Here is a 21529-nt window from a genome sequence, read left to right as displayed (position 1 = left end):
GACATCGCGCCGGTTTCCACTGCGAACGCCGTCGTGGCGAGCGTAGCGAAGCAGACCAGGGCGTCGCGCGGAACGCTGGATTGCTTCGCTACGCTCGCAACGACGGACGGACGGAGAGATCGTGGAAGCTTCGCCCGAACAGATGAATGATCTTCAGTCGCGTACGGTTCGGCCCCCGCGTAGCGCTGGATGTCGATCCCGCTTGGTACGCATCGGCCGCCCGCGCCGACGAAAGGGCGAGCCTGACGAAGCAGTGTGTCGAAAAGCAGTGCTTCGAGCCGGCATCCAGACGTCTCGCGCTGCCGCCTCGGTACGGACGGCAGCGCGAGCCAGACGTACTTACTTCAGGAGCACCAGTTCCTCGGCCATCGTCGGGTGGAGCGCGACGGTGGCGTCGAACTGCGCCTTGGTCAGCCCGGCCTTCACCGCAACGGCCGCGGCCTGGATGATCTCCGGCACGTCCGGGCCGATCATGTGAATGCCGACGACGCGATCGGTCTCGCCGTCGCACACCATCTTGTAGAGCGCGCGTTCGTCGCGGCCCGCCAGCACGTTTTTCATCGGGCGGAAGTCCGACGAATAGACCTTCACCGAACCCAGCTTCTGTCGCGCCTGCGCCTCGGTTAGCCCGACGCCGGCGAGCGGCGGGTGGCTGAACACCGCAGATGGCACGCAGTCGTAATCGACCTTCGTCGCCTTGCCGCCGTAGAGGTTGTCGGCGAACGCCTGCCCCTCGCGGATTGCGATCGGGGTCAACTGGATACGATTGGTGACGTCGCCGACCGCGTAGAGCGATGCGCAGGTCGAGCGATTGTCGTCATCGACCTTCACCGCGCCGTGATCGTCGAGCTCTACCCCGGCCGTCTCCAGCCCCAGCCCGAAGGTGTTGGGCTTGCGCCCGGTGGCGAACATCACGAGGTCGACGGTGACCGGCTCGTGGTTCGACATATGAACCGTCAGGCAGCCGTTTTCGTGCTTCTCGATGCCCTGGAAAGCGGCGTCGAAGCGGAACTCCAGGCCCTTCATCATGCTGATCTGGAGCAGCCGGTCGCGGATCTGCAGGTCGTAGCCGCGCAGGATCTCCTTGGTGCGGTTCATCAGGATGACGTGCGCGCCGAGTTGGTGGAAGACCCCCGCGAATTCGTTGGCGATATAGCCGGCGCCCGCGATCAGGATCCGCTTGGGAATGCTTTCGAGGTGGAACGCCTCGTTCGAGGTGATGCCATGTTCGTGACCGGGACATTCCGGCACCGCCGGATGCGCGCCGACCGCGATGAGGATCGTCTTCGCGGTCTTCTTCGTGCCATCACCCAGCGTCACTTCGTTGGGGCCGGAGACAGTGGCGCGCTGGTGGATGATCTCCGCGCCCGCGTTGCCGAGCGTGGTGGTGTAGGCCGTGTTGATGCGGTCCACCTCCTTCAGCACGTTGTCGCGGAGCCGCGGCCAGTTGAAGGCGCAATCATCCGGCACGTCCCAGCCGAAGTGGCGCGCGTCGCGCAGATCCTCGGCGAAGTGTGCACCGTAGACGAGCAGCTTCTTGGGCACGCAACCGCGGATCACGCAGGTGCCGCCAACGCGATATTCCTCCGCTACCGCCACTTTCGCGCCGTGCGCCGCCGCCACGCGCGCCGCGCGCGTGCCGCCGGAACCGGCGCCAATGACGAAAAGGTCGTAGTCGAAGTCGGACATGAAAGGCTCCGTGAGGGCGCGAACGTTGCGAATGTTGAGGGGGTCGCGCCTGAATGTCGATACGGGGCACCCGTCTTGCAACCCGGGTGCCTAGCAGCAGGGCGCGGCGTAGGACAGCGCGGTGACAAGGAAGCCGGCAGCGGGCGGTCCAGATGGCGGCGCGAATGTTGCGAATGTTGAGACGATGGCGCGTCGGATTGGCAGATCGGTACGTGGCCGGGCGGTGACGTCGATATCAACGCGTGCCGGTGTAGGACAGCGGCTCACTGCATCGCCGAGCGCAGCCCGAGGTGCTCGACGAACGGGTCGAAGTCACGATCGGCGTAGAGAAGCGGGATGCCGTCGACGATGCAACGCGTGGCGATGAGCGTGTCGATCGTCTTGCGGATCGTGATGCCGAGTGCGCGCAGCGTGCGGTAGTTGCGAGCGGCCTGTTCGGCGACCGTGCCATCGCTTATCCGAATGTGCGAGAAGGTGGACAGATAGACCCGGGCCTGTTCGAAGGCGCCCGTGCTGCGCGTGCCCTGCAGGACTTCGACGATCATCAGATCGCCGACGGCAAGCTCCTGTTCGTCGATCGCAAACGCCTCCAGTTGCCGTGTTTGCAGGGTGGTACGTGCTCTCAACGTGTCGATCAGCACGCTGCTGTCGACCAGGATCATTCGCCTTCGGACAGGTACTTGCTGGTACGCATCTCGTCGAGGTCACCCTCCCAGCCAAGCCCGCGTAGGCCGCGTATCGCGTCGAGCTGCCGGCGTGCGCGGATCGATCGACGCAGCGCCTCGACAACCGCGTCTCGCTTGGTCTTCACGCCCAGCACTTCCATGGCCTCGGCCATGAGCGCGTCGTCGATGTCGATGTTGGTCCGCATGTGTATGGCTCCGCAGAGCCATACACATAATCGGTCACCCGCGGCTACGCCAGTCCGGCGCGCGCGATCAGATCGGTGGTGGAGGGGTCGAAGTCGCCGCCGCCCTTCGCAGCGGCCTTGGCCATTTCCTTGCCCAGCTCGACGCCGAACTGGTCGAAGGAGTTGATGCCGAGCAGCACGCCGTTCACGAACACGCGGTGCTCGTAGAAGGCGATCAGCGCGCCCAGCGTACGCGCATCGAGGCGGTCGAGCAGCAGCGTCGAGGACGGGCGGTCGCCGGGATAGCTGCGTGCGGGATCATCGGCCTGCTTGCCCTGCATCAACGCCGCGCCCTGCGCGAATGCGTTGAGCAGCAGCTGGCGGTGGTGCTCGGGCGGCAGGGTGTCGCTCGCCTCGATCACGGCGAGGAACTCGACCGGGACCAGATGCGTGCCCTGATGCAGCAACTGGAACACCGCATGCTGCGCATCGGTGCCGACGCCGCCCCACGTGATCGGCGCGGTGGGGCGACCGACCGGCTGGCCGTCGGCGGTCACGCCCTTGCCGTTCGATTCCATTTCCAGCTGCTGGAGATAGCTGGGCAGCAGGCGCAGGCGTTCGTCATAGGCGAACGGCGCGCGAGTTTCGGCATGGCGGACCTGCGTATAGTAAAGGTCGGCGAATGCAGCGAGCACCGGGGCATTTTCGTGCAGCGCGGTGAGGCGGAAGTGGCGGTCCATCTCGGCGGCGCCTTCGAGCAGTTCCTGGAACTGCTCCCAGCCAAGCTTGATCGCGGCCGGAAAGCCGATCGACGACCACAGCGAATAACGCCCACCGACGCCCTCAGAGAACGGCAGGATGCGCGTCTCGTCGACACCCCATTCGATCGCCTTTTCCGGCGAGGCGGTGAGCGCGATCACGCGGCCATAGGGATCGTCGACCCCGGCACCGCTCATCCACGCGATGACGCTTTCGGCGTTCATCATCGTCTCGGTGGTGGTGAAGGTCTTGGATGCGACGACCAGCAGAGTGGTCGCCGGATCGAAGCGGTCGAACACGTCGTCGAGCGCCATGCCATCGACGTTGGAGACGATCGCGACGTCATAGCGATCGCTGTCGCGACCCAGCGCGTCGACCAGCAGGTGCGGGCCGAGCGCCGAACCGCCGATACCGACGTGCAGGACGTGGCGGATCGCGCCGAACGCATCGGCCTCGATCGCGTCGATCACCGCGCGCATCCGCGCGTGATAGGATGCCGAACGCGACACGCTTTCGGCCTTGCCCTCGCCGCGCTCGGCGGTGTGTTCGACCGGGCGGTCCTCGGTGACGTTGACGTGCTCGCCGCCGAACATCGCCTCGCGCTTGCCGGCGAGATTGGTCTCCTTCGCCAGCGCCTCGAATGCGGCGACCGCATCCGGGGTCAAATGCGTCTTCGACCAGTCGAAGTGGATGCCCGCGACGTCGAGCGACAACCGCGCGAGCCGGTCCGGCTCGTTTGCGAACAATGTCTCGAGCCGTTCCTTGGGAAGCGCCTCGATCTTCGACCAATCCGCCATCTGTACGTTCCTTCCGACCAATTCCGGGCCACAACCGTTCGCGGCGATGAACGCTCCGCTTGACGAAGCGCAGGCATTGCGCGACGCGGTGCTTCATGGCCACCCCCGTTGTTCCCGGCAAGCCCGCGCGTTCGGAAACGAGCGAGACGATCCGCTTCCTGCTGAAGCTGGCGCTGTTCGTCTTCGTGCTGCGCAGCTTCATCTTCTCGCCGTTCTCGATCCCGTCCGAATCGATGCTGCCGCGGCTGCTGATCGGCGACTATCTGTTCGTCTCCAAGTGGAACTACGGTTATTCCCGCTGGTCGCTGCCCTGGGGCATCCCGTTGATTCCGGGACGCATCTTCGCAAGCACGCCGACGCGAGGCGATACGGTGGTGTTCCGGTCGATGGGGCCGGACGATCATGACGTGATCAAGCGTGTGATCGGGCTGCCGGGCGATACGATCCAGATGAAGACCGGACAGCTGTTTTTGAACGGCAAGGCGATCCCGAAGCAGCGGATCGCCGACTTCATCGTGCCGTTGACCGCGAACTTCCCGGCCGAGAAATGCGGCGTGCAGTTCCAGGACGTCGATGCGACCGGGAAGCCGATCTGCCGCTACCCGCGCTTCCGCGAGACGTTGCCGGGCGGGCGCAGCTACGAGGTGCTGGACCAGGGCGACATGCCGATCGCCGACGATACCGATCTCTACCGCGTACCGGCCGGCGACGTGTTCCTGATGGGCGACAATCGCGACGACAGCGCGGACAGCCGCTTCGCACCACCCGAGGGCATGGGCTATATCCCGATGGAGCGGATCGAGGGCAAGGCGCTGGTCACCTTCTGGTCGACCGACGGCGGCGCGGAATGGCTGAAGCCGTGGACATGGGCATCGGCGGCGAGGCTCAGCCGGATCGGGCACGGCTTCTGAACGTGAGCGACGACGTGGCGGCGTGGGTGGGCGAGGCGCTGGGCGTCCACCCCGACGATCCCGCGCCGTTCGTCCGCGCGCTGACCCATTCCAGCCACGCCGTCGGGCAGGCGGGGGGCAGCTACGAGCGGCTGGAATTCCTGGGCGACCGCGTGCTCGGGCTGGTGATGGCCGAGTGGCTCTGGGAAGCTTTCCCCGACGAGCCCGAGGGGCAATTGTCGCGACGTTTCAATGCGCTGGTCACCGGTGCGGTGTGTGCCGAGGTGGCGCGCGGGATCGGTGCCACCGCGTACGTGCGGCTCGGCAAGCAGGCGCGCGACGACGGGGCGCAGCATGGCGACAATCTGCTCGGCGACGTGATGGAGGCGCTGCTCGGCGCGCTATACCGGACGGCGGGGCTGGAGGCGGCGCGTGCGGCGGTACGGCGGCTGTGGGCGGATCGCATCCACGCCGACGACAGCGCGCCGCAGCATCCTAAATCCGCCTTGCAGGAATGGGCGGCGGCGAACCGGCGCGGCGTGCCCGCCTACAGCATCGTCGACCGCTCCGGCCCCGGCCACGCGCCGCGCTTCACGATCCGCGCGGCGGTCGGCACGGACGAGGTGACCGCGGAAGGGACGAGCAAGCAGGAGGCGGAGACCGCCGCGGCACGGGCGCTGCTCGACATATTGCGCGAACAGCCGGCAACGCGCCGCAAGCGGCGGCGCTGACGCGGCGACTTGCCGCGACCGTTCCATGATCTATGATCGACGGCCGGAGAGTGCAGGGAGCGCGTCGATGACCAGGCCGCGGCCGTTGTCAGTTCGCAGGGGCAAGCGGGGATGATCCCCAGCTGGCAGCCCGCCCCCGAAAGCGGGATGACGGTTCGTCGGGTGGAGGCGAACGGCCTGTCCTTCGAAGTCGTCGAGGCGGGCGCGGGCGATCACCTGGCGTTGTGCCTGCACGGTTATCCCGAACTCGCCTTCAGCTGGCGGCACCAGATCCCGGTGCTGGCGGCGATGGGCTATCGCGTATGGGCACCCAACCAGCGCGGTTATGGCGCGACGTCGAAGCCGACTGCGATCGAGGATTACCGGATCGACCGGCTGACCGCGGACGTGGTGGCATTGTTCGAGGCGAGCGGGGCGAAACGGCTGACGCTGATCGGGCATGACTGGGGCGGCGTGGTCGGGTGGTCGTTCGCGATCCATCGCCTGCGCCCGCTCGAGCGGCTGGTGGTGATGAACATGCCGCATCCACGCTGCTTCGCGCGCGCGCTGCGGCAATGGCCGCAGCAACGGCGCAGCTGGTATCTCGGTGCATTCCAGGCGCCGGAGCTGCCCGAGCGGATGCTGGGGCGCAACGACGCGGCCGGCCTGCGCGGGACGTTCCATCGCCGCGCCGTCGATCCGTCCAAGTTCCCGGACGAGGTGCTGGACGTCTATGCCGCGTCGGCGCTGCGGCCCGGCGCGCTTACCGCGATGCTCAACTGGTACCGCGCGATCCCGCTCAACCCGCCGCCGCGCGCGTTGCCGAACGAAGGATGCGTCGACTTGCCGACGTTGATCGTGTGGGGCGAGGCGGACAGCGCGCTGGGTCCGGAGACGCTGGACGGCACCGAGCAGTTCGTCCCCGAGCTGACGATCCGCCGCCTTCCGGGCGTGTCGCACTGGGTGCAGCAGGAAGCCGCCGCGGATGTGAACGCGATTTTGTCCGACTGGCTGCCGGGCGGGTGTGCGGCCGCTTCCTGAGCCGGATCGACGCCGGACGTGGTCGTCCCGAAGGCGATCCTGACCCCAACGAGCCTGGCGCATACCGAACGCGAACCGGATTGTCGCGACACCATTGCTCGAATGGCGTTGCGCGCCAACGCGAGAAGGGCGCGGCCTTGCGGCCACGCCCTTCTCTTCCCGCACGAAACGCTACAGGTGCGGCCGGTCGCCTGGTGCTCCCTTGACGACCGGAACCGTTGATCGTCAGCGCATCAGAAGTGCGCGACGATGCCCAGCGTCGGACGGAAGCTGTTCGTCCAGCCATAGGTCGACACTTCGCCACGCAGACGGATGCCCGAGTTGCTGGTGATGCCGCCGAGACCGATGTCCTTCGGGCCGACCTCGAAGCCGATGCCGTAGGTCATGTCGTGGAAGTCGCGATCGGTGTTCACGCGCTTGTCGAAGTTGACCCACTGGTAGCCGACCTTGCCGTAGATCAGGCCGCTGTCGCCAGCGCGGAAGCCGAAGCGGCCGGCGGCGCCGTACTGCCAGTCGATATCACCCGACACGCCCTTGGCGACGTTGCCCTCGGCACCGACGAACACCGGCCCGAGCGGGATGTTGACGCCGGCGAGACCCTCGACCAGCGAACCGTTCAGCTTGTTCGAGCGCGGTGCACCCGGAACGCTGTCGCTCTGGAACTCTTCCCAGCCGCCACGAACGGCGACGTACGGCTCGATCCCGAACGCGCGGGTACCGTCCGGCGCGGTGGCGGGGGCGGTTGCCGTATCGGTCGTGGTGGCATCCTGCGCCAGCGACGGGGTGGCGACAAACGCGGCGGACGCGGCAACGGCCGCAAGAACTAGCTTACGCATAATATACCTCAGAACAGTGTCGTTGCCCGGTTTATCGCGACGCACGGTGCGACCGGGCCGGGACTGCACTAACCAGAACCCCACGGCTTGGTTGCTCGAAAAGATGCGCGGACTGTAAGGAACCGCGATGGTGTGGCGGAATGGCCACGCTTTCTGTCGGCGCGATGAACGATCCCGCCGCATCTCGGCCATAGTCGGGGTCAACCGTCACAAAGGTGCCTTATTGGAGCGGATCGATGGTCGCGCTCGACGGTCGGGGCGGCTCGTCGGCGATCCACATGATCGCCGATGCCAGCGTCGGTGCCGACCAGCGGAACGGTCCCCGAACCTTCGATCCGAGAGGCGCGTGACCGCGATTATCCGTCGATATCGTAACGCGCGGGCCGTCGACGTTCAGGCGTGGCGTCGATCGCACCTAGGCGGGATCGTGGGCCCGGCGGGTCGGGGCGTGGAAGTCGGGCGGCTTGTCGGCAATCCACCGCAGGAAACGCGCCAGCGCCGGGAGGTCGCGGATCGCGTCGAGGGTTCCCGCCCGCGCGAGCGTGCCATTGTCGGCGGCGGCATGGATCGCGCGGTGGCAGATCGGGTGGAGCGGGACGGTATCGGTTCCGCCCTCGCTGCGCGGAACGACGTGGTGCCATTCGACGCGTGTGCCGAGCGGGCGCCTGCACAAGGCGCAGACGGCCGGGACTGCGGCGCGCTGCCCGGCGAGCGCGGCCGCGGCGACCAGCCCTGCCTTGCGCCTTACCCGTCCGACCATTCGGGCGGCGACGGGCGGGTGACGATGAACCCGGCGCACGCGGCCATTGCAGCGGCGACGCCGAGCGCCAGCGGCCAATGCGGCGCGGCCGTGGCGAGGAAGATCGCATAGCCCGCGGTGATCCCGGTGCAGGCGAGCAGCTTGGCGCGGCGCGGGATCGCGCGGTCGCGGCGCCACGCGCGCAACGTCGGCCCGAAGCGCGGGTGATCGAGCAACCACGCCTCGAGCCGCGGCGACGAGCGGGCGAAGCAACCGGCGGCGAGGATCAGGAAGATCGTCGTCGGCATCAGCGGCAGCAGCGCACCGATGATCCCGAGCGCGACGCAGACGAAGCCGAGCGCCAGCCAGCCGAGGCGTGCGGCGGCCCGCAGGCGGGTCTGGCGAGGCGGGTCGGCGGGAAGCATCGGACGCCGGCTCCTGTCGTGCTGCGACGAAGGGTGAAGCATCGCGCGAACGGACGGTGCCGTGCAAGGGCTTTCGTCGGTGGCGTCGCCCCATCGCGCGACCGGCGACGGGGCGACGACCATCGCTTATTCCTCGCCGGTCGCGGTCGCCGGTTTCGCGCCGGCGCCGTGCGCATCATCGCCGACCGGCGAGAGCGTGAAGCCGTAGCGCAACGGCGCGACGTTGATGCGATAGGCCGGGAGGGGACGGCCCCAATCGCTCCACTGCGTATCGCCGCCAACGCCCGACTGCACCGCATCGATCAGGAGGCTGCCATTCGCGCCCGGCACGATGTCGGTGCTCTTGCGCGTTCCCGGCGTGCGGCGGTCGAGCTCCGCATAGGGGAAGGCGAGCGCATTCATCGACAGCGGCTGCTCGCCGGCGACGCGCAAGCCGCCGTCGGTGCCGCGCACCAGCTCCATCCAGCGCACGTCGACCTTGTTGCCGGTTTCCTGCGGGCGGATGTAGTCGTGGTCCTGGCGGGCGATGTCGCCGCGCCACAGCCCGATCGGTGCCGAGGTCTTGCGATCGCTGTAGCTTTCGTGCGGGCCGCGGCCGTACCATTGCACGGTGCGGTAATCGCGCGGCGTGACGTAGGACATGCCGATCCGGAGCGGATCGCCGAGGGTGGTGTCGAGCGGCTGGAAGTCGCCGGTCACCGCGACGCTGCCGTCACCCGCCATCCGATATTGCGCGGTGAAGCGTGCGACGTTGCCACCCGTCAGCCAGCGAACCGTCACTGCCGCACCGCCGCCGGGCAGCTTCTGCGTGTCGATGCCCTCGACGACGCGCTCGGCGCTGGCACGTCGCCATGGCAGGTCGCGCTTTTCGGTGCCGACGCCCAGATCATTGTCGGTCAGCGCGCGCGTGAAGTTCGGCGCGCCACCGGAAAGCAGCAGGCGTCCACCCTTCGCGTAGCGCTCGACCAGCCCGGTCCTGCGATCGATCACCAACTCGGTGTCGCCGGCGCCGAGGCGGATCGTGCCGCCGCGATTGTCGAGCTTCACCGCGCCGGCATCGGCCAGCGCGACCGGCGCCGGGGCGGTGCCGAGCGCGAATTGTTCCCAGCCGACCAGCGTGCCCGCGGCGACGCCGGGCGTGACGTTGGCCTTGGCGCGGTAGCTGACGGTCAGATAATATTCGGCGTCGGCGCGGCGGGTGAAGCCGCTCGGCGTGAGCGCGACCTGTGCCGTCCGGTGCGCTGCCACGGTGGGCGCGGGCATTGCGCCGCGCGCGACGGGCACGCCATTCTCGAGCAGCTCCCAGCTATAGTCATAGGCGTCCGCACCGAGGAAATCGTGGTGGTTGGCGATCGTGAGCTGCCCGGTGCCGGCGTCATAGCCGGTGAATTGCACGGGGGCGTAGACCTTGCGCACCTCGTACAATTGCGGGTTCGGGGTGCGGTCCGCCTGAAGCATACCGTCGCCGAACTCGATCTCGCCGCCCGGATTGGGGCCATATTCGCCGCCGTCACCCCAGTAGCGACGGCCGTCCTTGGTATAACGGTACATCGCCTGATCGACCCAGTCCCATGCGAACCCGCCCTGCAACTTGTCGGGATGAGCGTAGATCGTGTCCCAATATTCCTTCATGTTGCCACCCGAATTGCCCATCATGTGGGCATATTCGCACTGGATCATCGGCTGTTTGTAATTCCAGTTGGTCGCGTAATCGATCATCTTGGTGACCGGGTCGTACATCGGCGCGTAGATGTCCGCGAACCAGTTCGTGCGGTGCTGCTGCACGCCTTCATAGGTGCCCCAGCCGAGATAGCTGATGAGACGGCCGGGATCGCGCTCCTTCGCTGCGGTGCCGGCGGCGGCGAAGTTCGGGCCGATGCCGGCTTCGTTGCCGAGCGACCAGAAGATCACCGACGGATGGTTCTTGTCGCGTTCGACCATGTTGAGGACCCGATCGACATGCGCCGACTTCCACGCGGGATCGAAGCCGAGCTGGTAGACGCTGCGATGGTCGGGGAAGTTGTTCCCCATTTCCATGTAGGCGTGGCTCTCGATGTTCGCCTCGTCCATCACGTACAGGCCGTAACGGTCGGCGAGTTCGTAGAGATACGGATCGTTGGGGTAATGCGAGGTACGCAGCGCGTTGATGTTGTTGCGCTTCATCAAGACGATGTCGCGCTCCATCGACTCGTGGCTGACGACGTGGAACGTCTCGGGATCGTGTTCGTGGCGGTTGACGCCGCGGATCGTGATCGGCTTGCCATTCACGCTGACCAACCCGTTCTTCATCTCAACGGTGCGAAAGCCGATGCGTTGGTAGGTCGACTGGATGATCGCACCCCTGGCGTCGTAAAGCTCGACCAGCAGCATGTAGAGGTTGGGCGTCTCGGCGCTCCATGGCTTTACCCCCGGCACGGTCGCGGCGAGCGTCACCTTGCGCTCGGATTGCGACGCGGCCACGGCGGTCCGGCCCTGCGCGACGATGCGGGCGCCGTCCATGAGCACGTAGCGCGCGTTGACCGCCGCACCCGACGCCACCGTCACGTCGACGCCGAGCTTGCCGTCGCGATACGCCGCATCGAGCCCGGCGTGGACGAAGAAGTCACGAACGCGCGTCTTCGGTGCGGCCATCATATAGACTTCGCGCTCGATGCCGGAGACGCGCCAGAAATCCTGGTCCTCCAGGTAGCTGCCGTCCGACCAGCGGAAAATCTGGATCGCTACGGTGTTCGCGCCGGGTTTCACGAAGCGCGTCACGTCGAACTCGGACGGCAGCTTGCTGTCCTCGGAATAGCCGACCTGCTCACCGTTGACCCAGACCTTGTAGGCGGAGCCGGCCGCGCCGACGTGGAGCACGACATCCTGTCCGCTCCATCCCGCCGGCAGGTCGATCGTGCGCCGGTACGATCCGACCGGATTGGTCGCGTGCGGGATCAGCGGGCGATTGGCAGGAAACGGGTAAGTGATGTTGTTGTAGCGCGCCTGGTCGTAGCCCTCGGTCTGCCAGTCGGCCGGGACCTTGATCGTCTTCCACTGCGATGCGTCGTAATCGGGGCGCTCGAATCCCGTCGGCAGCGTGTCGGCGTCGGGCGAGAAGCTGAACTGCCACTGCCCGTTCAGCGACATGAAGCGCGCGGACTGCGTCCGGTGCCCGGCCAGCGCCTTCGCGCGGGTCTCGAACGGGAAGCCGGTGGCGTGCGCGGGCATCCGCCCGATGTAATTGATCGCCGGATTTTCCCAGTCCGGGCGGGCAGGATCGATCTGCGGCTTGAGCGGGGTCGGGGGCAGCGGGCGCTGATCCTGCGCGGCGGCCTGCGTCGAGACGCCTGCGAGCAGCGCTGCGGCGAAAGCAACGGTCCGACGATGGCCGACGTGATGCACGATGATCCTCCCCTTATGTCATTTTGTAAGACAACTACCGGCCATGCCGGGCTTTGCCAAGGGTCGGGCCGCGCAGCCGGGGCGGGTTGACGCGCGCGCTGCTTTCCGGTCCGTTCGCGGCATCGGTCCGCGGCAGGCGCGGGCGTCGCTGGCGGAGCCATAAGCCCTTGAACATCACCTTGCTGCGCGGCGTGCTCGTCGGCGGGCTGGCCGGCCTGCTCTTCGGTTTCGATACTGCGGTGATCGCCGGTACGACCGAGGGAATACGCGCGGCGTTCGCGCTGGATGCCGGGGGCGTCGGGGTGACGGTGTCGGCGGCGCTGTGGGGCACGCTGGCGGGCGCGTTGCTGGCGGGCTTGCCGGGCGACCGCTATGGCGCGCGCAATGCGCTGAAGGGCATCGCGCTGCTTTATTGCGTGTCGGGGCTGGGCTGCCTGATCGCGTGGAACTGGCCCGCGTTGATCGTGTTCCGCGTGATGGCCGGGTTGGCGGTGGGCGCCTCGTCGGTACTGGCGCCGGTCTATCTCGCGGAGATCGCGCCGGCCGAACGCCGCGGGTGGATGGTCGGCACGTTCCAGCTGAACATCGTGCTCGGCATCCTGGTCGCCTATCTCAGCAACGCGATCGTCGGCAGCCTGGCGCCGGGCGCGGGCGACTGGCAGGTGAAGCTGGGCGTGAGCGCGTTGCCGGCGCTGCTGCTGCTGGCACTGATGTTCACGATCCCGGACAGCCCGCGCTGGCTGGCCGCGAAGGGGCGCGAGGCGGAGGCCGAGGACGTGCTGCTGCGGCTGGGCGTTGCCGACCCGCGCGCCGACCTGGACAGCTATGCGCGCGCCGCGGCGGCGGTGGCGGTGGGCAGCGCGCCGCGGCTGTCGTGGACACGGCATCGCAAGCCGATTTTGCTCGCCTTCGCGATCGCGTCGTTCAACCAGCTCTCCGGGATCAACGCGATCCTCTACTATCTCAACGATATCTTCGCGGCGGCGGGGTATGACGCCGTATCGGCAGACCGCCAGGCCGTGACGATCGGATTGTGCAATTTCGTTTTCACCGCGCTGGCGCTGACGGTGATCGACCGGCTGGGGCGGCGCACGTTGCTGCTGATCGGGTCGGTGGGGCTGACGCTGGCCTTGGCCGGCACCGCGGCGGTGTTCCTGAGCGGTCAGGGACAGCAATATCTGCTCGCCTTGCTGATCGCGTTCATCGCCTTCTTCGCGTTCAGCCAGGGCGCGGTGATCTGGGTGTACATCAGCGAGATCTTTCCCACCGACGTGCGCGCGCGCGGGCAGGCGCTGGGTTCGTCGACGCACTGGGCGATGGACGCGGTGATCGCGATGGCCTTCCCGGTCGTCGCGGCACACACGCGCGGGCTGCCCTTCGTGTTGTTCGCGGCGATGATGGCGGTGCAGTTCGTGGTCGTGCTGCTGTTCTTTCCCGAGACCAAGCGCCGTTCGCTCGAGGCGATCGGCGCGGACGCCTGACGGAGCAGTTGCGAGTGATTATCAACTAGGTTATGCCCTGATCCGCGAAGCGGCGTGGAGGATCAGGCATGACGAACAAGGCGATGCGCCCGCCAAACCTCGGCAGGATCGAGGAATTGTTGCCGTTGCTCGCGCGCGGCTGGCGCGCGGCACGCGATCAGGGCGCGTGCACGCAGCAGCGGCTGCACAGGCTGCTCGCGCCGCGCGACGGCGGGATGTTGGCGCCGGTGTTCGACAGCCTGATGACGTTGTGCGAGGCGGCAATGGGGCGTCGCTTCGCGGTCGGGGTGGCGAGCAGGTTGTCGGCCGACGAACGGCTGTTGCTCGGGATGCTCGCAGGGTCGCAGCGGCCGCGCGCATGCCTCGGGTGCGCGGAGGGGGCGGCGAAGGCGCTGGATTGCTCGCTGTGTTCGACGCGGATCATGCTGGCGCTGGCGGGCTGACGCCCGCGCCGCCTCAGTCGAGCGTCGGCTGAAGCTGTCCGCTGATCGCGCGCACGGCGTCGCGTAGCAGCGCACGGGTTTCCTCCAGCGACGCACGTGCGGTGCGCCCCGCGACGAATGGCACCGTCAACGCGGCGCGTGCCGCATCATGTTCAAGGATCGGCGCCGACAGATCGGTGATGCCGTCGAGCACCGGGCTGGGGGTGACGCTGTCGCCGGCGACGGCAAGCGCGTCCAGACGCGGCAGCAGGGTCTCGGCCTCGGGATCGCCGCCGGCAGCGCGGATCTCGCTGAGCAGGGCATCGCGCACCCCCGGGCTTTGGAAAGCGAGCAGGATACGGCCGGAGGCCGAACGATGCAGCGGGCGGCGATAACCGACGCGCACCGCGAAACCCGACAGACCGGGTGCCTCGACGCCGGCGATCACCACCATCTCCGCTCCGGATGCGACCGCGAGATGGCAGCTTTGGCCGGTGGCATGCGCCAGACCGTGCATGATCGGCACGGCGGTGACGGTGAGGTCACGCACCGGCGGTCGTCCCATACCGAGCGCGAACAACCGGTTGGTCAGCCGATAGCCATCGTCGTCACGCGCGATGTAACGATGCTCCTCGAGGACCTGAAGCATGCGGAAGATCTCGCCCACCGAGCGCCCGAGCGCGCCGGAGATGTCGGACATCGTCAACGCGCGTTCGGCGGTGGCGAGCAGTTCGAGTATCTCCAGCCCCTTCTTGAGCGCGGGAGCCTGGTAACGCGGCGTGCTGGTCATGATGACGGCAGCCTAGCCGCAGCGCGGTGTCCGCGCCAGCACCTCCAGTTCGCGCCGATAAAAACTAATTTTACATTTCAATCCGCGCATCGGCGGGCTAGGTTGATGCCGCGACGATCACAGATCAGGGTGGCGTCGCGAGAGGAAGCGCGCATGATCGAGCCGGTACGTTCCCCTACACCTTCTACAGGAGGTCCGCGCGGCGCATTGCCGCGCTACGGCGTGGGGACGGCGACGATCGGCAACCTGTATCGCGCGATCGACGATGCCACCGCGGAAGCGACGGTGGCGGCCGCGCTCGACGCCGGGTTCCGCTATTTCGACACCGCGCCGCATTACGGTTTCGGGCTGGCGGAACGGCGGTTGGGCACAGCGCTGGCGCGGCTTGATCCGGCGCAGGCATGTGCGGTGTCGACGAAAGTCGGGCGGCTGCTGGTGCCGACAGAGGCGCGTGGTGAACGGCACGGCTTCGTCGATGCCGATCCGTTCGCGCCGGTTTTCGATTATAGCGCCGATGGCGTGCGGCGGTCGTTCGACGGAAGCCTTGCCCGGTTGCAACGCGACAGGGTCGACGTGCTGCTTGCGCATGATCTCGGCACGCTGACCCATGGCGAGGACCATGCGCGACATCTGCGCGATTTCCTGGACGGCGGTTATCCCGCGATGGTCGCATTGCGTGAAGCGGGCGTGGTCCGCGCGATCGGCATCGGGGTGAACGAGATCGCGGTGTGCGAGGAACTGCTCGATCGCGTCGCGCTCGACGTGATCCTGCTGGCGGGACGCTACACGTTGCTCGATCGCAGCGCTGCGGCGTTCCTCGATCGCTGCCACGCCCAAGGTGTGCGCGTCATCATCGGCGGGGCGTATAACAGCGGCATCCTGGCGCGCGACCCGGCCGAGGCCGATCCCGCGCAGTCGCATTACGATTATGCCGCGCCCTCGCCGGAGCTGGTCGAGCGAACGCAGGCGCTGGCACGCACCTGCGCGACCGCAGGCGTGTCGTTGCCGGCCGCCGCGATCCAGTTTCCGCTTCGTCATCCAGCGGTCGCGTGCGTGGTGGCGGGGCTGGCCAGTCCGGCCGAGGTCGCCGATCTCGCCGCCCGAATCGCGGTGCCGGTGCCCGACGACCTCTGGCGGGCGCTGGACGGGCCGGTGCAGCAGCAACAGCTGATCCTGCTGCATCCCGACGACAACGTCCTGATCTGCGTCGCGCCGATCGCGGCGGGGGACATCCTGACCGTGTCCGGTGGGACGATCCCGGCGCGCGAGGGCGTGACCGTCGGGCACAAGATCGCGCGCGTGCCGATGGCGCCGGGCGAGAAGGTCATAAAGTATGGCGCACCGATCGGGTCGATGACCGATGCGGCGGTCGCGGGGCAATGGGTCCATATGCACAACATGAAGAGCGACTATATCGCAAGCCATACGCGCAGCACCGTGACGGAGCAGCGCGCATGATCCAGGCATGGCAGCGCGCCGACGGGCGCAAGGGCATCCGCAACACCGTCGCGGTCGCCTATCTGGTCGAATGCGCGCATCACGTCGCGCGCAAGATCGTCGACAAGGCCGACGACGCCGACGTGCATCTGATCGGCTTTCCCGGCTGCTACCCCAATGCCTATGCGGCGCGGGTGATGGAGGCAGTGGCGACGCACCCGAATGTCGGCGGCGTCGTGATCGTGTCGCTGGGCTGCGAGAGCTTCGACCGCGAGCGGTTGCAACAGGTGATCCGCGACAGCGGGCGTCCCGTCGAGCTCTATGTGATCCAGCAGACGGGCGGCACTGCGGCGACGATCGGCGCCGGCCTCGAGGCGGTCGCGCGGGTCAAGGCGCAGATCGCCGAGGTGCCGCGGGTGCCGATGCGGGTCGACGAACTGATTGTCGGCACGATCTGCGGCGGATCGGACGGGACCAGCGGGATCACCGCGAACCCGGCCGTCGGGCGGGCATTCGACCGGCTGGTCGCGGACGGCGCGACCTGCATCTTCGAGGAGACCGGCGAACTGGTCGGGTGCGAGGGCATCATGGCCGACCGCGCGCTGACCCCGGAACTGGGCGAGGAGATCGTCGCCTGCGTGCGCAAGGCCGAGGAATATTACACGATCATGGGTTTCGGCAGCTTCGCGCCCGGCAATGCCGAAGGCGGGCTGACGACGCAGGAAGAGAAGTCGATGGGGGCGTATTCCAAATCGGGATCGTCGCTGATCAGCGGGATCATCAAGCCCGGCGACGTGCCGCCGGCCGGCGGCCTCTACCTGCTGGACGTGGTACCCGACGGCGAGCCGCGCTTCGGCTTCCCCAATATCTCCGACAATGCCGAGATCGTCGAGATGATCGCGTGCGGGTGTCACCTGACGCTGTTCACGACCGGGCGCGGATCGGTGGTGGGCTCGGCGATCGCGCCGGTCATCAAGATCTGCGCCAATCCCGAGACGGCGCGGCGACTGGCGGCGGATATGGACATCAACGCCGGCCGCATCCTGGAGGGCGCGGCGACGCTGGACGAGGTCGGCAGCGAGATCGTCGACGCGATCATGGCGGTTGCGGGCGGGCAGCCCAGCGTCTCGGAAGCGCTGGGCCACCGCGAATTCATTCTGACCTACAAGGCGTTCGATCCGGTCGGTCCGGCGTGCTTGCCGGTCGCTGCACGTAGTCGTTGAATGGGGGTTCGTTGAATGGAAGGCCGAATGAAGGGCAAGGTGGCGCTGGTCACCGCGGCGGCCCGCGGGATCGGTCGTGCGACCGCCGAACGCTATGCCGCGGAAGGCGCGCGCGTTATCGCGACCGACATCGACGCGGGCGCACTGGCGGGGCTGGACGGATGCGAGCATCATGCGCTGGACGTGACGAACGCCGCGCAGATCGACGCGCTGGTCGCCGCGGTGGGCCGCATCGACGTGCTGGCGAACATCGCGGGCATCGTCCACTCGGGGACGATCCTCGACCTGACCGATGCCGAATGGGACCAGGCAGTCGCGATCAACATGACCGGCATGATCCGCACGATCCGCGCGGTGCTGCCCGGGATGCTGGCGGCGGGCGGCGGCGCCATCGTGAACATGTCGTCGATCGCGAGTTCGGTGAAGGGCATACCCAACCGCTTCGCCTATACCGCGACCAAGGCCGGCGTGATCGGGATCACCAAGTCGGTGGCGGCGGATTTCGTCGGGCAGGGCGTGCGTTGCAACGCGATCTGCCCCGGCACTGTCGATACGCCGTCGCTGCAGCAGCGTCTGCGCGAGACCGGCGACTATGAGGCGGCACAGGCGGCGTTCGTCGCGCGGCAGCCGATGGGGCGGCTGGGCGTGGCGGAAGAGATTGCGGCGTTGGCGACCTATCTGGGCAGCGACGAGGCGGGATTCACGACCGGCGCGGTGCACGTCATCGACGGCGGTTGGGTCAATTGAGGAAAAGCGCATGAAACTGGTACGTTACGGTGCGACGGGCGCCGAGAAGCCCGGGATGATCGATGCCGACGGCGCAGTGCGCGACCTGTCGGCGCACGTCGCGGACATCGCGGGCGCGATGCTGGGCGATGCCGCTTTGGCGAAGCTGGCGGCGATCGACCCGGCGACGTTGCCGGTGGTCGAGGTCGATCGCTATGGCCCGTGCGTCGGTGCGGTCGGCAAGTTCCTGTGCATCGGGCTGAACTACTCGGATCATGCCGCCGAGACCGGCGCGACCGTGCCGACCGAGCCGGTGATCTTCACCAAGGCGACCAGCGCGATCATCGGCCCCGACGACGATGTCGAGATCCCGCGCGGATCGACGAAGACGGATTGGGAAGTCGAGCTCGGGATCGTGATCGGCACCACCGCGCGCTACGTCGACGAGGCCGAAGCGCTGAACCACATCGCCGGCTATTGCGTGATCAACGACGTCTCCGAGCGCGCGTTCCAGCTCGAACGACAGGGGACGTGGGACAAGGGCAAGGGTTGCGACACGTTCGGGCCGATCGGCCCGTGGCTGGTAACCCGCGACGAGGTCGCCGATCCGACCGCGCTTGGCATGTGGCTGGAGGTCAACGGCCACCGCTACCAGGACGGATCGACCGCGACGATGGTCTACAAGCCGGCGTTCCTGGTCCATTACGTCAGCCAGTTCATGTCGCTTCAGCCCGGCGACGTGATCTCGACCGGCACGCCGCCGGGCGTGGGCATGGGGCAGAAGCCGCAGGTGTTCCTGAAGGCAGGTGACGTGATGGAGCTGGGTATCGACGGGCTCGGCACGCAGCGGCAGACCGTCGTGGCGCATCGCGCATGAGCGCGGCAGGTCGCCACGTCCTGCTGGTCGATATCATCGACGAGCCGGAGGCGACCGCGGCCTATGAGGCATGGCACGCCGCGGGCGCGGTGCCCGGGCCGATCGTCTCCAGCATCCGCGCCGCCGGCATCACTGCGATGGACATCTATCGCAGCGGTGGCCGGCTGGTGATGGTGATGGAGACCGACGACACGTTCGATGCGGACGCGAAGGCGGCGAGGGACGCCGCCAGTGCCGACGTGCAGGCGTGGGAAGCGCAGATGGACACTGTGCAGCGGCGATTGCCGTGGGCGCCGCCGGGGGTGAAGTGGGTCGAGGCACGGCGCATCTTCTCGCTGGCCGAACAGGACTAGCGGACCCGGTCATCCCCGCGCGCCGGGATGACCGGGCGACCGGATGCGCGTCTTAGGCGCGCAGCCGTCCTTCCAGCAGATCCAGCTCGCGGGTGAGCTTGCGGCCGGTTTCGCTGCCGATGGCGCGGGTGCGTTGCAGCCGGAATACCTCCTCGCGTTCGGCGCGGATCGCGGACAGGCGCAGGAGGCGATCGATCCGCTCGTTCTGCTGGATCAGCGCCAGCTCGGGCGCGCCGTCGACGCGGACGCGGATTCGCTCACGATAGAGATCCATGATCCGCGTCGCCGCCTCGGTATAGACGTCGACATCGTCTTCGCGCTGCGCGAGATCGTGTTGCGCGGCATCGACCGCGCGGATCGCGGCGCGCGCCGCGGCGACGCGCGCGCGGTTCTCCTCGCCCTGCTTGGACGGCTCGGGTGGAAGCGCCAGCCCGCGCAGCACCAGCGGCAGTCCGATGCTGGCCGCGACCAACGATACGATGATGACCCCGGCCGCCAGCGCGATCGCGAGGTCGCGGGCGGGGAAGGGCGTGCCGTCGGCGAGCGTCAGCGGCAGCGTGAGCACGCCGGCCAGCGTGATGACTCCGCGCACGCCCGCCAGCGACATCGCCGCGAACACGCGCCAGTCCGGACTGCGCAGCGGCGAATCGTTCACGCCGCGGCGCAGGACGGTCAGTCGGAACGACAGCCACACCCAGACGAAGCGCAGCGTGGCGAGCACCGCGACGATCGCGAGGACGTAGAGCGCGAGCCACCATGGATTGTCGTGGTTGGTCAGCTTCACCGTCTCCCGCGCGCCGGAGAGGATCACCGGCAATTGCTCGCCTAGCAGCACGAAGATGATGCCGTTGAGCGCGAATTGCAGCGTGTCCCACACCGAGTTGCGGCGCATCCGCGTGGCGGGGAGCGCCTGCCGCGAAAGCTCGGCGAAGGTCATCGTGACGCCCGCTGCGACGACCGCGAGGATGCCGGAGGCGTGGACGTGCTCGGCGGCGATATACGCGATGAACGGGATCAACAGGCTGACCAGCACCTGCGAGCCGATGTCCTCGCCGAAGCGACGCGACACCCAAGCCTTGGCACGGGTGATCGCCAGCGTGGTGAGAATGCCGATCGCGATGCCGGCGCTGGCGAGCCACACGAAGCCGACCGCGGCCTCCGCAAGCGAGAAGGCGCCGGTCAGCGCGGCCGCGATCGCGAAGCGCAGGCAGACGAGGCCCGAAGCGTCGTTGAGGAGCGCCTCGCCCTCTAGGATGTGCATCATGCGGCGCGGGATCGGCACGCGCGCGGCGATCGCCGACACCGCAATCGGGTCGGTCGGCGAGACGACGGCGGCGAGCGCAAAGGCGACGGCGAGCGGCATCGCCGGGATCAGCCAGTCGATGAAGAAGCCGATCCCCACGACGGTGGTGAGGACCAGTCCGAGCGCGAGTTCGACGACGACCGGCACGTCCTTCAGCAACTCGTCCTTGGGGATGCGCCAGCCGTCGATGAACAGCAGCGGCGGCAGGAAGACGAGCAGGAACAGCTCCGGCACCAGCGTCACGCGCAGATCCGCCGCCATGCCGATCGCCGCGCCGAACGCGATCTGGACGAGCGGTGCGGGCACGTTGACCGGCAGGATGCGCGCGATCGCGCCGCTGACGACCACGGCGAGGAGCAACAGGAGGACGATCGATACTACTTCCAACGCGTTCTTCTCCTCGATGGGGTGTGGCGGGAGATCGCCGGAAGTGGCGCGCAGCGCAACCGCGCGAGGGCGATTATCGGTTAACGTGCATCGGGAGCATAGCTGCCTGACGAGCGGTGTTCGTGGCGTCGGCCGTGCGATGTCTGGCGCGTGGGCCGCGGCAGCCCGGTTGCGGTCCTATGATCTGGCAAGCCGAACTGGTCCGCGTGCGGGCCGGGTGGGGTCGACACTCAGCGCCTCACGGGTGCCGGCCTGCGGGCGAATGGTGCTGATCGACCTGTTCGGGCGAACCGCGCTCTCACGATCGGGCGGACCTGCTCTCTCCACCAGGCCTTGCGAGCCTGGCGAAGCAGGCCAGCCCGCCTTGGTCGGCTTTCTGGATCGCGGGACCATGATCGAGTTCGGATTGCCGC

20 protein-coding genes and 1 pseudogene are annotated in these 21529 nt (G+C 67.8%); 11 read left to right on the top strand and 10 right to left on the bottom strand.

Going from position 1 to position 21529, the window contains the following annotated elements; all coding sequences use genetic code 11:
• Positions 1-339: 339 nt before the first annotated feature.
• The 4 genes from gorA to pgi all read right to left on the bottom strand — a co-directional run bounded on the left by gorA (position 340) and on the right by pgi (position 4095).
• Positions 340-1689, bottom strand: coding sequence for a glutathione-disulfide reductase (gene gorA, locus SPHPHY_RS0111265; RefSeq protein ID WP_022686790.1), 1350 nt, complete (start codon positions 1687-1689; stop codon positions 340-342).
• Positions 1690-1952: 263 nt separating this feature from the next.
• Complete coding sequence (locus tag SPHPHY_RS0111260; protein WP_022686789.1) at positions 1953-2351, bottom strand: PIN domain-containing protein; 399 nt, start codon at positions 2349-2351, stop codon at positions 1953-1955.
• Positions 2348-2560: a type II toxin-antitoxin system VapB family antitoxin gene (locus SPHPHY_RS0111255; protein WP_022686788.1), complete on the bottom strand. Its 213-nt coding sequence runs from the start codon at positions 2558-2560 to the stop codon at positions 2348-2350. Before SPHPHY_RS0111255 ends, SPHPHY_RS0111260 begins: the two co-directional genes overlap by 4 nt.
• Positions 2561-2604: 44 nt before the next feature.
• The gene (gene pgi, locus SPHPHY_RS0111250) at positions 2605-4095 is read right to left on the bottom strand and encodes a glucose-6-phosphate isomerase (RefSeq protein ID WP_022686787.1); all 1491 of its coding nucleotides are present in this window, start codon (positions 4093-4095) and stop codon (positions 2605-2607) included.
• A 95-nt stretch (positions 4096-4190) separates the two neighbouring features.
• Here pgi and lepB point away from each other — a divergent pair, with 95 nt between their 5' ends.
• From lepB to SPHPHY_RS0111235, 3 genes are all read left to right on the top strand, one after another.
• On the top strand, positions 4191-5006 hold the full coding sequence (lepB, locus tag SPHPHY_RS0111245) for a signal peptidase I (protein ID WP_022686786.1): 816 nt from the start codon (positions 4191-4193) through the stop codon (positions 5004-5006).
• Positions 4961-5716, top strand: a complete 756-nt coding sequence (gene rnc / locus SPHPHY_RS0111240) for a ribonuclease III (protein WP_022686785.1) — start codon at positions 4961-4963, stop codon at positions 5714-5716. Before lepB ends, rnc begins: the two co-directional genes overlap by 46 nt.
• A 111-nt stretch (positions 5717-5827) precedes the next feature.
• Positions 5828-6736 (top strand): alpha/beta fold hydrolase, encoded by a 909-nt coding sequence (locus SPHPHY_RS0111235; RefSeq protein ID WP_022686784.1) that lies wholly within the window; start codon positions 5828-5830, stop codon positions 6734-6736.
• Positions 6737-6969: 233 nt separating this feature from the next.
• On the opposite strand, the gene SPHPHY_RS0111230 is transcribed toward SPHPHY_RS0111235, so the two are convergent.
• The 4 genes from SPHPHY_RS0111230 to SPHPHY_RS0111210 form a co-directional block, all read right to left on the bottom strand.
• Positions 6970-7572 (bottom strand): hypothetical protein, encoded by a 603-nt coding sequence (locus SPHPHY_RS0111230; protein WP_022686783.1) that lies wholly within the window; start codon positions 7570-7572, stop codon positions 6970-6972.
• A gap of 415 nt (positions 7573-7987) precedes the next feature.
• Positions 7988-8332, bottom strand: a complete 345-nt coding sequence (locus tag SPHPHY_RS0111220) for an HNH endonuclease (RefSeq protein ID WP_022686781.1) — start codon at positions 8330-8332, stop codon at positions 7988-7990.
• Positions 8317-8736, bottom strand: a complete 420-nt coding sequence (locus SPHPHY_RS19985) for a YbaN family protein (RefSeq protein ID WP_022686780.1) — start codon at positions 8734-8736, stop codon at positions 8317-8319. The genes SPHPHY_RS0111220 and SPHPHY_RS19985 overlap by 16 nt, the downstream gene beginning before the upstream one ends.
• A gap of 126 nt (positions 8737-8862) precedes the next feature.
• The gene (locus SPHPHY_RS0111210) at positions 8863-12117 is read right to left on the bottom strand and encodes a glycoside hydrolase family 2 TIM barrel-domain containing protein (protein WP_022686779.1); all 3255 of its coding nucleotides are present in this window, start codon (positions 12115-12117) and stop codon (positions 8863-8865) included.
• Between the two features lie 167 nt (positions 12118-12284).
• Between SPHPHY_RS0111210 and SPHPHY_RS0111205 the strand changes: the two genes are divergently transcribed.
• Both SPHPHY_RS0111205 and SPHPHY_RS0111200 read left to right on the top strand, forming a co-directional pair.
• Complete coding sequence (locus SPHPHY_RS0111205; protein ID WP_028056792.1) at positions 12285-13598, top strand: sugar porter family MFS transporter; 1314 nt, start codon at positions 12285-12287, stop codon at positions 13596-13598.
• Between the two features lie 68 nt (positions 13599-13666).
• A complete protein-coding gene (locus tag SPHPHY_RS0111200; protein WP_022686777.1) occupies positions 13667-14041 on the top strand; it encodes a hypothetical protein in 375 nt (124 codons plus the stop codon).
• Between the two features lie 13 nt (positions 14042-14054).
• Here the strand turns inward: SPHPHY_RS0111200 and SPHPHY_RS0111195 are convergent, their stop codons facing one another.
• Positions 14055-14810 carry an IclR family transcriptional regulator gene (locus tag SPHPHY_RS0111195; RefSeq protein ID WP_022686776.1) on the bottom strand — a complete coding sequence of 252 codons (756 nt, stop codon included), beginning with the start codon at positions 14808-14810 and terminating at the stop codon, positions 14055-14057.
• A 105-nt stretch (positions 14811-14915) separates the two neighbouring features.
• Between SPHPHY_RS0111195 and SPHPHY_RS19980 the strand changes: the two are divergent.
• From SPHPHY_RS19980 to SPHPHY_RS0111170, 6 genes and pseudogenes are all read left to right on the top strand, one after another.
• Positions 14916-15944: pseudogene (locus SPHPHY_RS19980) on the top strand (aldo/keto reductase); the annotation flags it as partial.
• A gap of 18 nt (positions 15945-15962) precedes the next feature.
• Positions 15963-16268 (top strand): UxaA family hydrolase, encoded by a 306-nt coding sequence (locus tag SPHPHY_RS22710; RefSeq protein ID WP_196802214.1) that lies wholly within the window; start codon positions 15963-15965, stop codon positions 16266-16268.
• Complete coding sequence (locus SPHPHY_RS0111185) at positions 16265-17470, top strand: UxaA family hydrolase (protein WP_022686774.1); 1206 nt, start codon at positions 16265-16267, stop codon at positions 17468-17470. Before SPHPHY_RS22710 ends, SPHPHY_RS0111185 begins: the two co-directional genes overlap by 4 nt.
• Before the next feature lie 27 nt (positions 17471-17497).
• Positions 17498-18217 (top strand): SDR family oxidoreductase, encoded by a 720-nt coding sequence (locus SPHPHY_RS0111180; RefSeq protein WP_231370406.1) that lies wholly within the window; start codon positions 17498-17500, stop codon positions 18215-18217.
• A gap of 10 nt (positions 18218-18227) precedes the next feature.
• A complete protein-coding gene (locus tag SPHPHY_RS0111175) occupies positions 18228-19073 on the top strand; it encodes a fumarylacetoacetate hydrolase family protein (RefSeq protein ID WP_022686772.1) in 846 nt (281 codons plus the stop codon).
• Positions 19070-19426, top strand: a complete 357-nt coding sequence (locus SPHPHY_RS0111170) for an L-rhamnose mutarotase (protein WP_022686771.1) — start codon at positions 19070-19072, stop codon at positions 19424-19426. The genes SPHPHY_RS0111175 and SPHPHY_RS0111170 overlap by 4 nt, the downstream gene beginning before the upstream one ends.
• Positions 19427-19478: 52 nt before the next feature.
• Here SPHPHY_RS0111170 and SPHPHY_RS0111165 read toward each other — a convergent pair whose 3' ends face one another.
• A complete protein-coding gene (locus SPHPHY_RS0111165; RefSeq protein WP_022686770.1) occupies positions 19479-21116 on the bottom strand; it encodes a Na+/H+ antiporter in 1638 nt (545 codons plus the stop codon).
• Between the last annotated feature and the right edge of the window lie 413 nt (positions 21117-21529).

This window comes from Sphingomonas phyllosphaerae 5.2, assembly GCF_000419605.1.
Taxonomy (GTDB): Bacteria; Pseudomonadota; Alphaproteobacteria; order Sphingomonadales; family Sphingomonadaceae; genus Sphingomonas; species Sphingomonas phyllosphaerae_B.
This window is presented reverse-complemented; position numbering and strand designations above follow the sequence as displayed.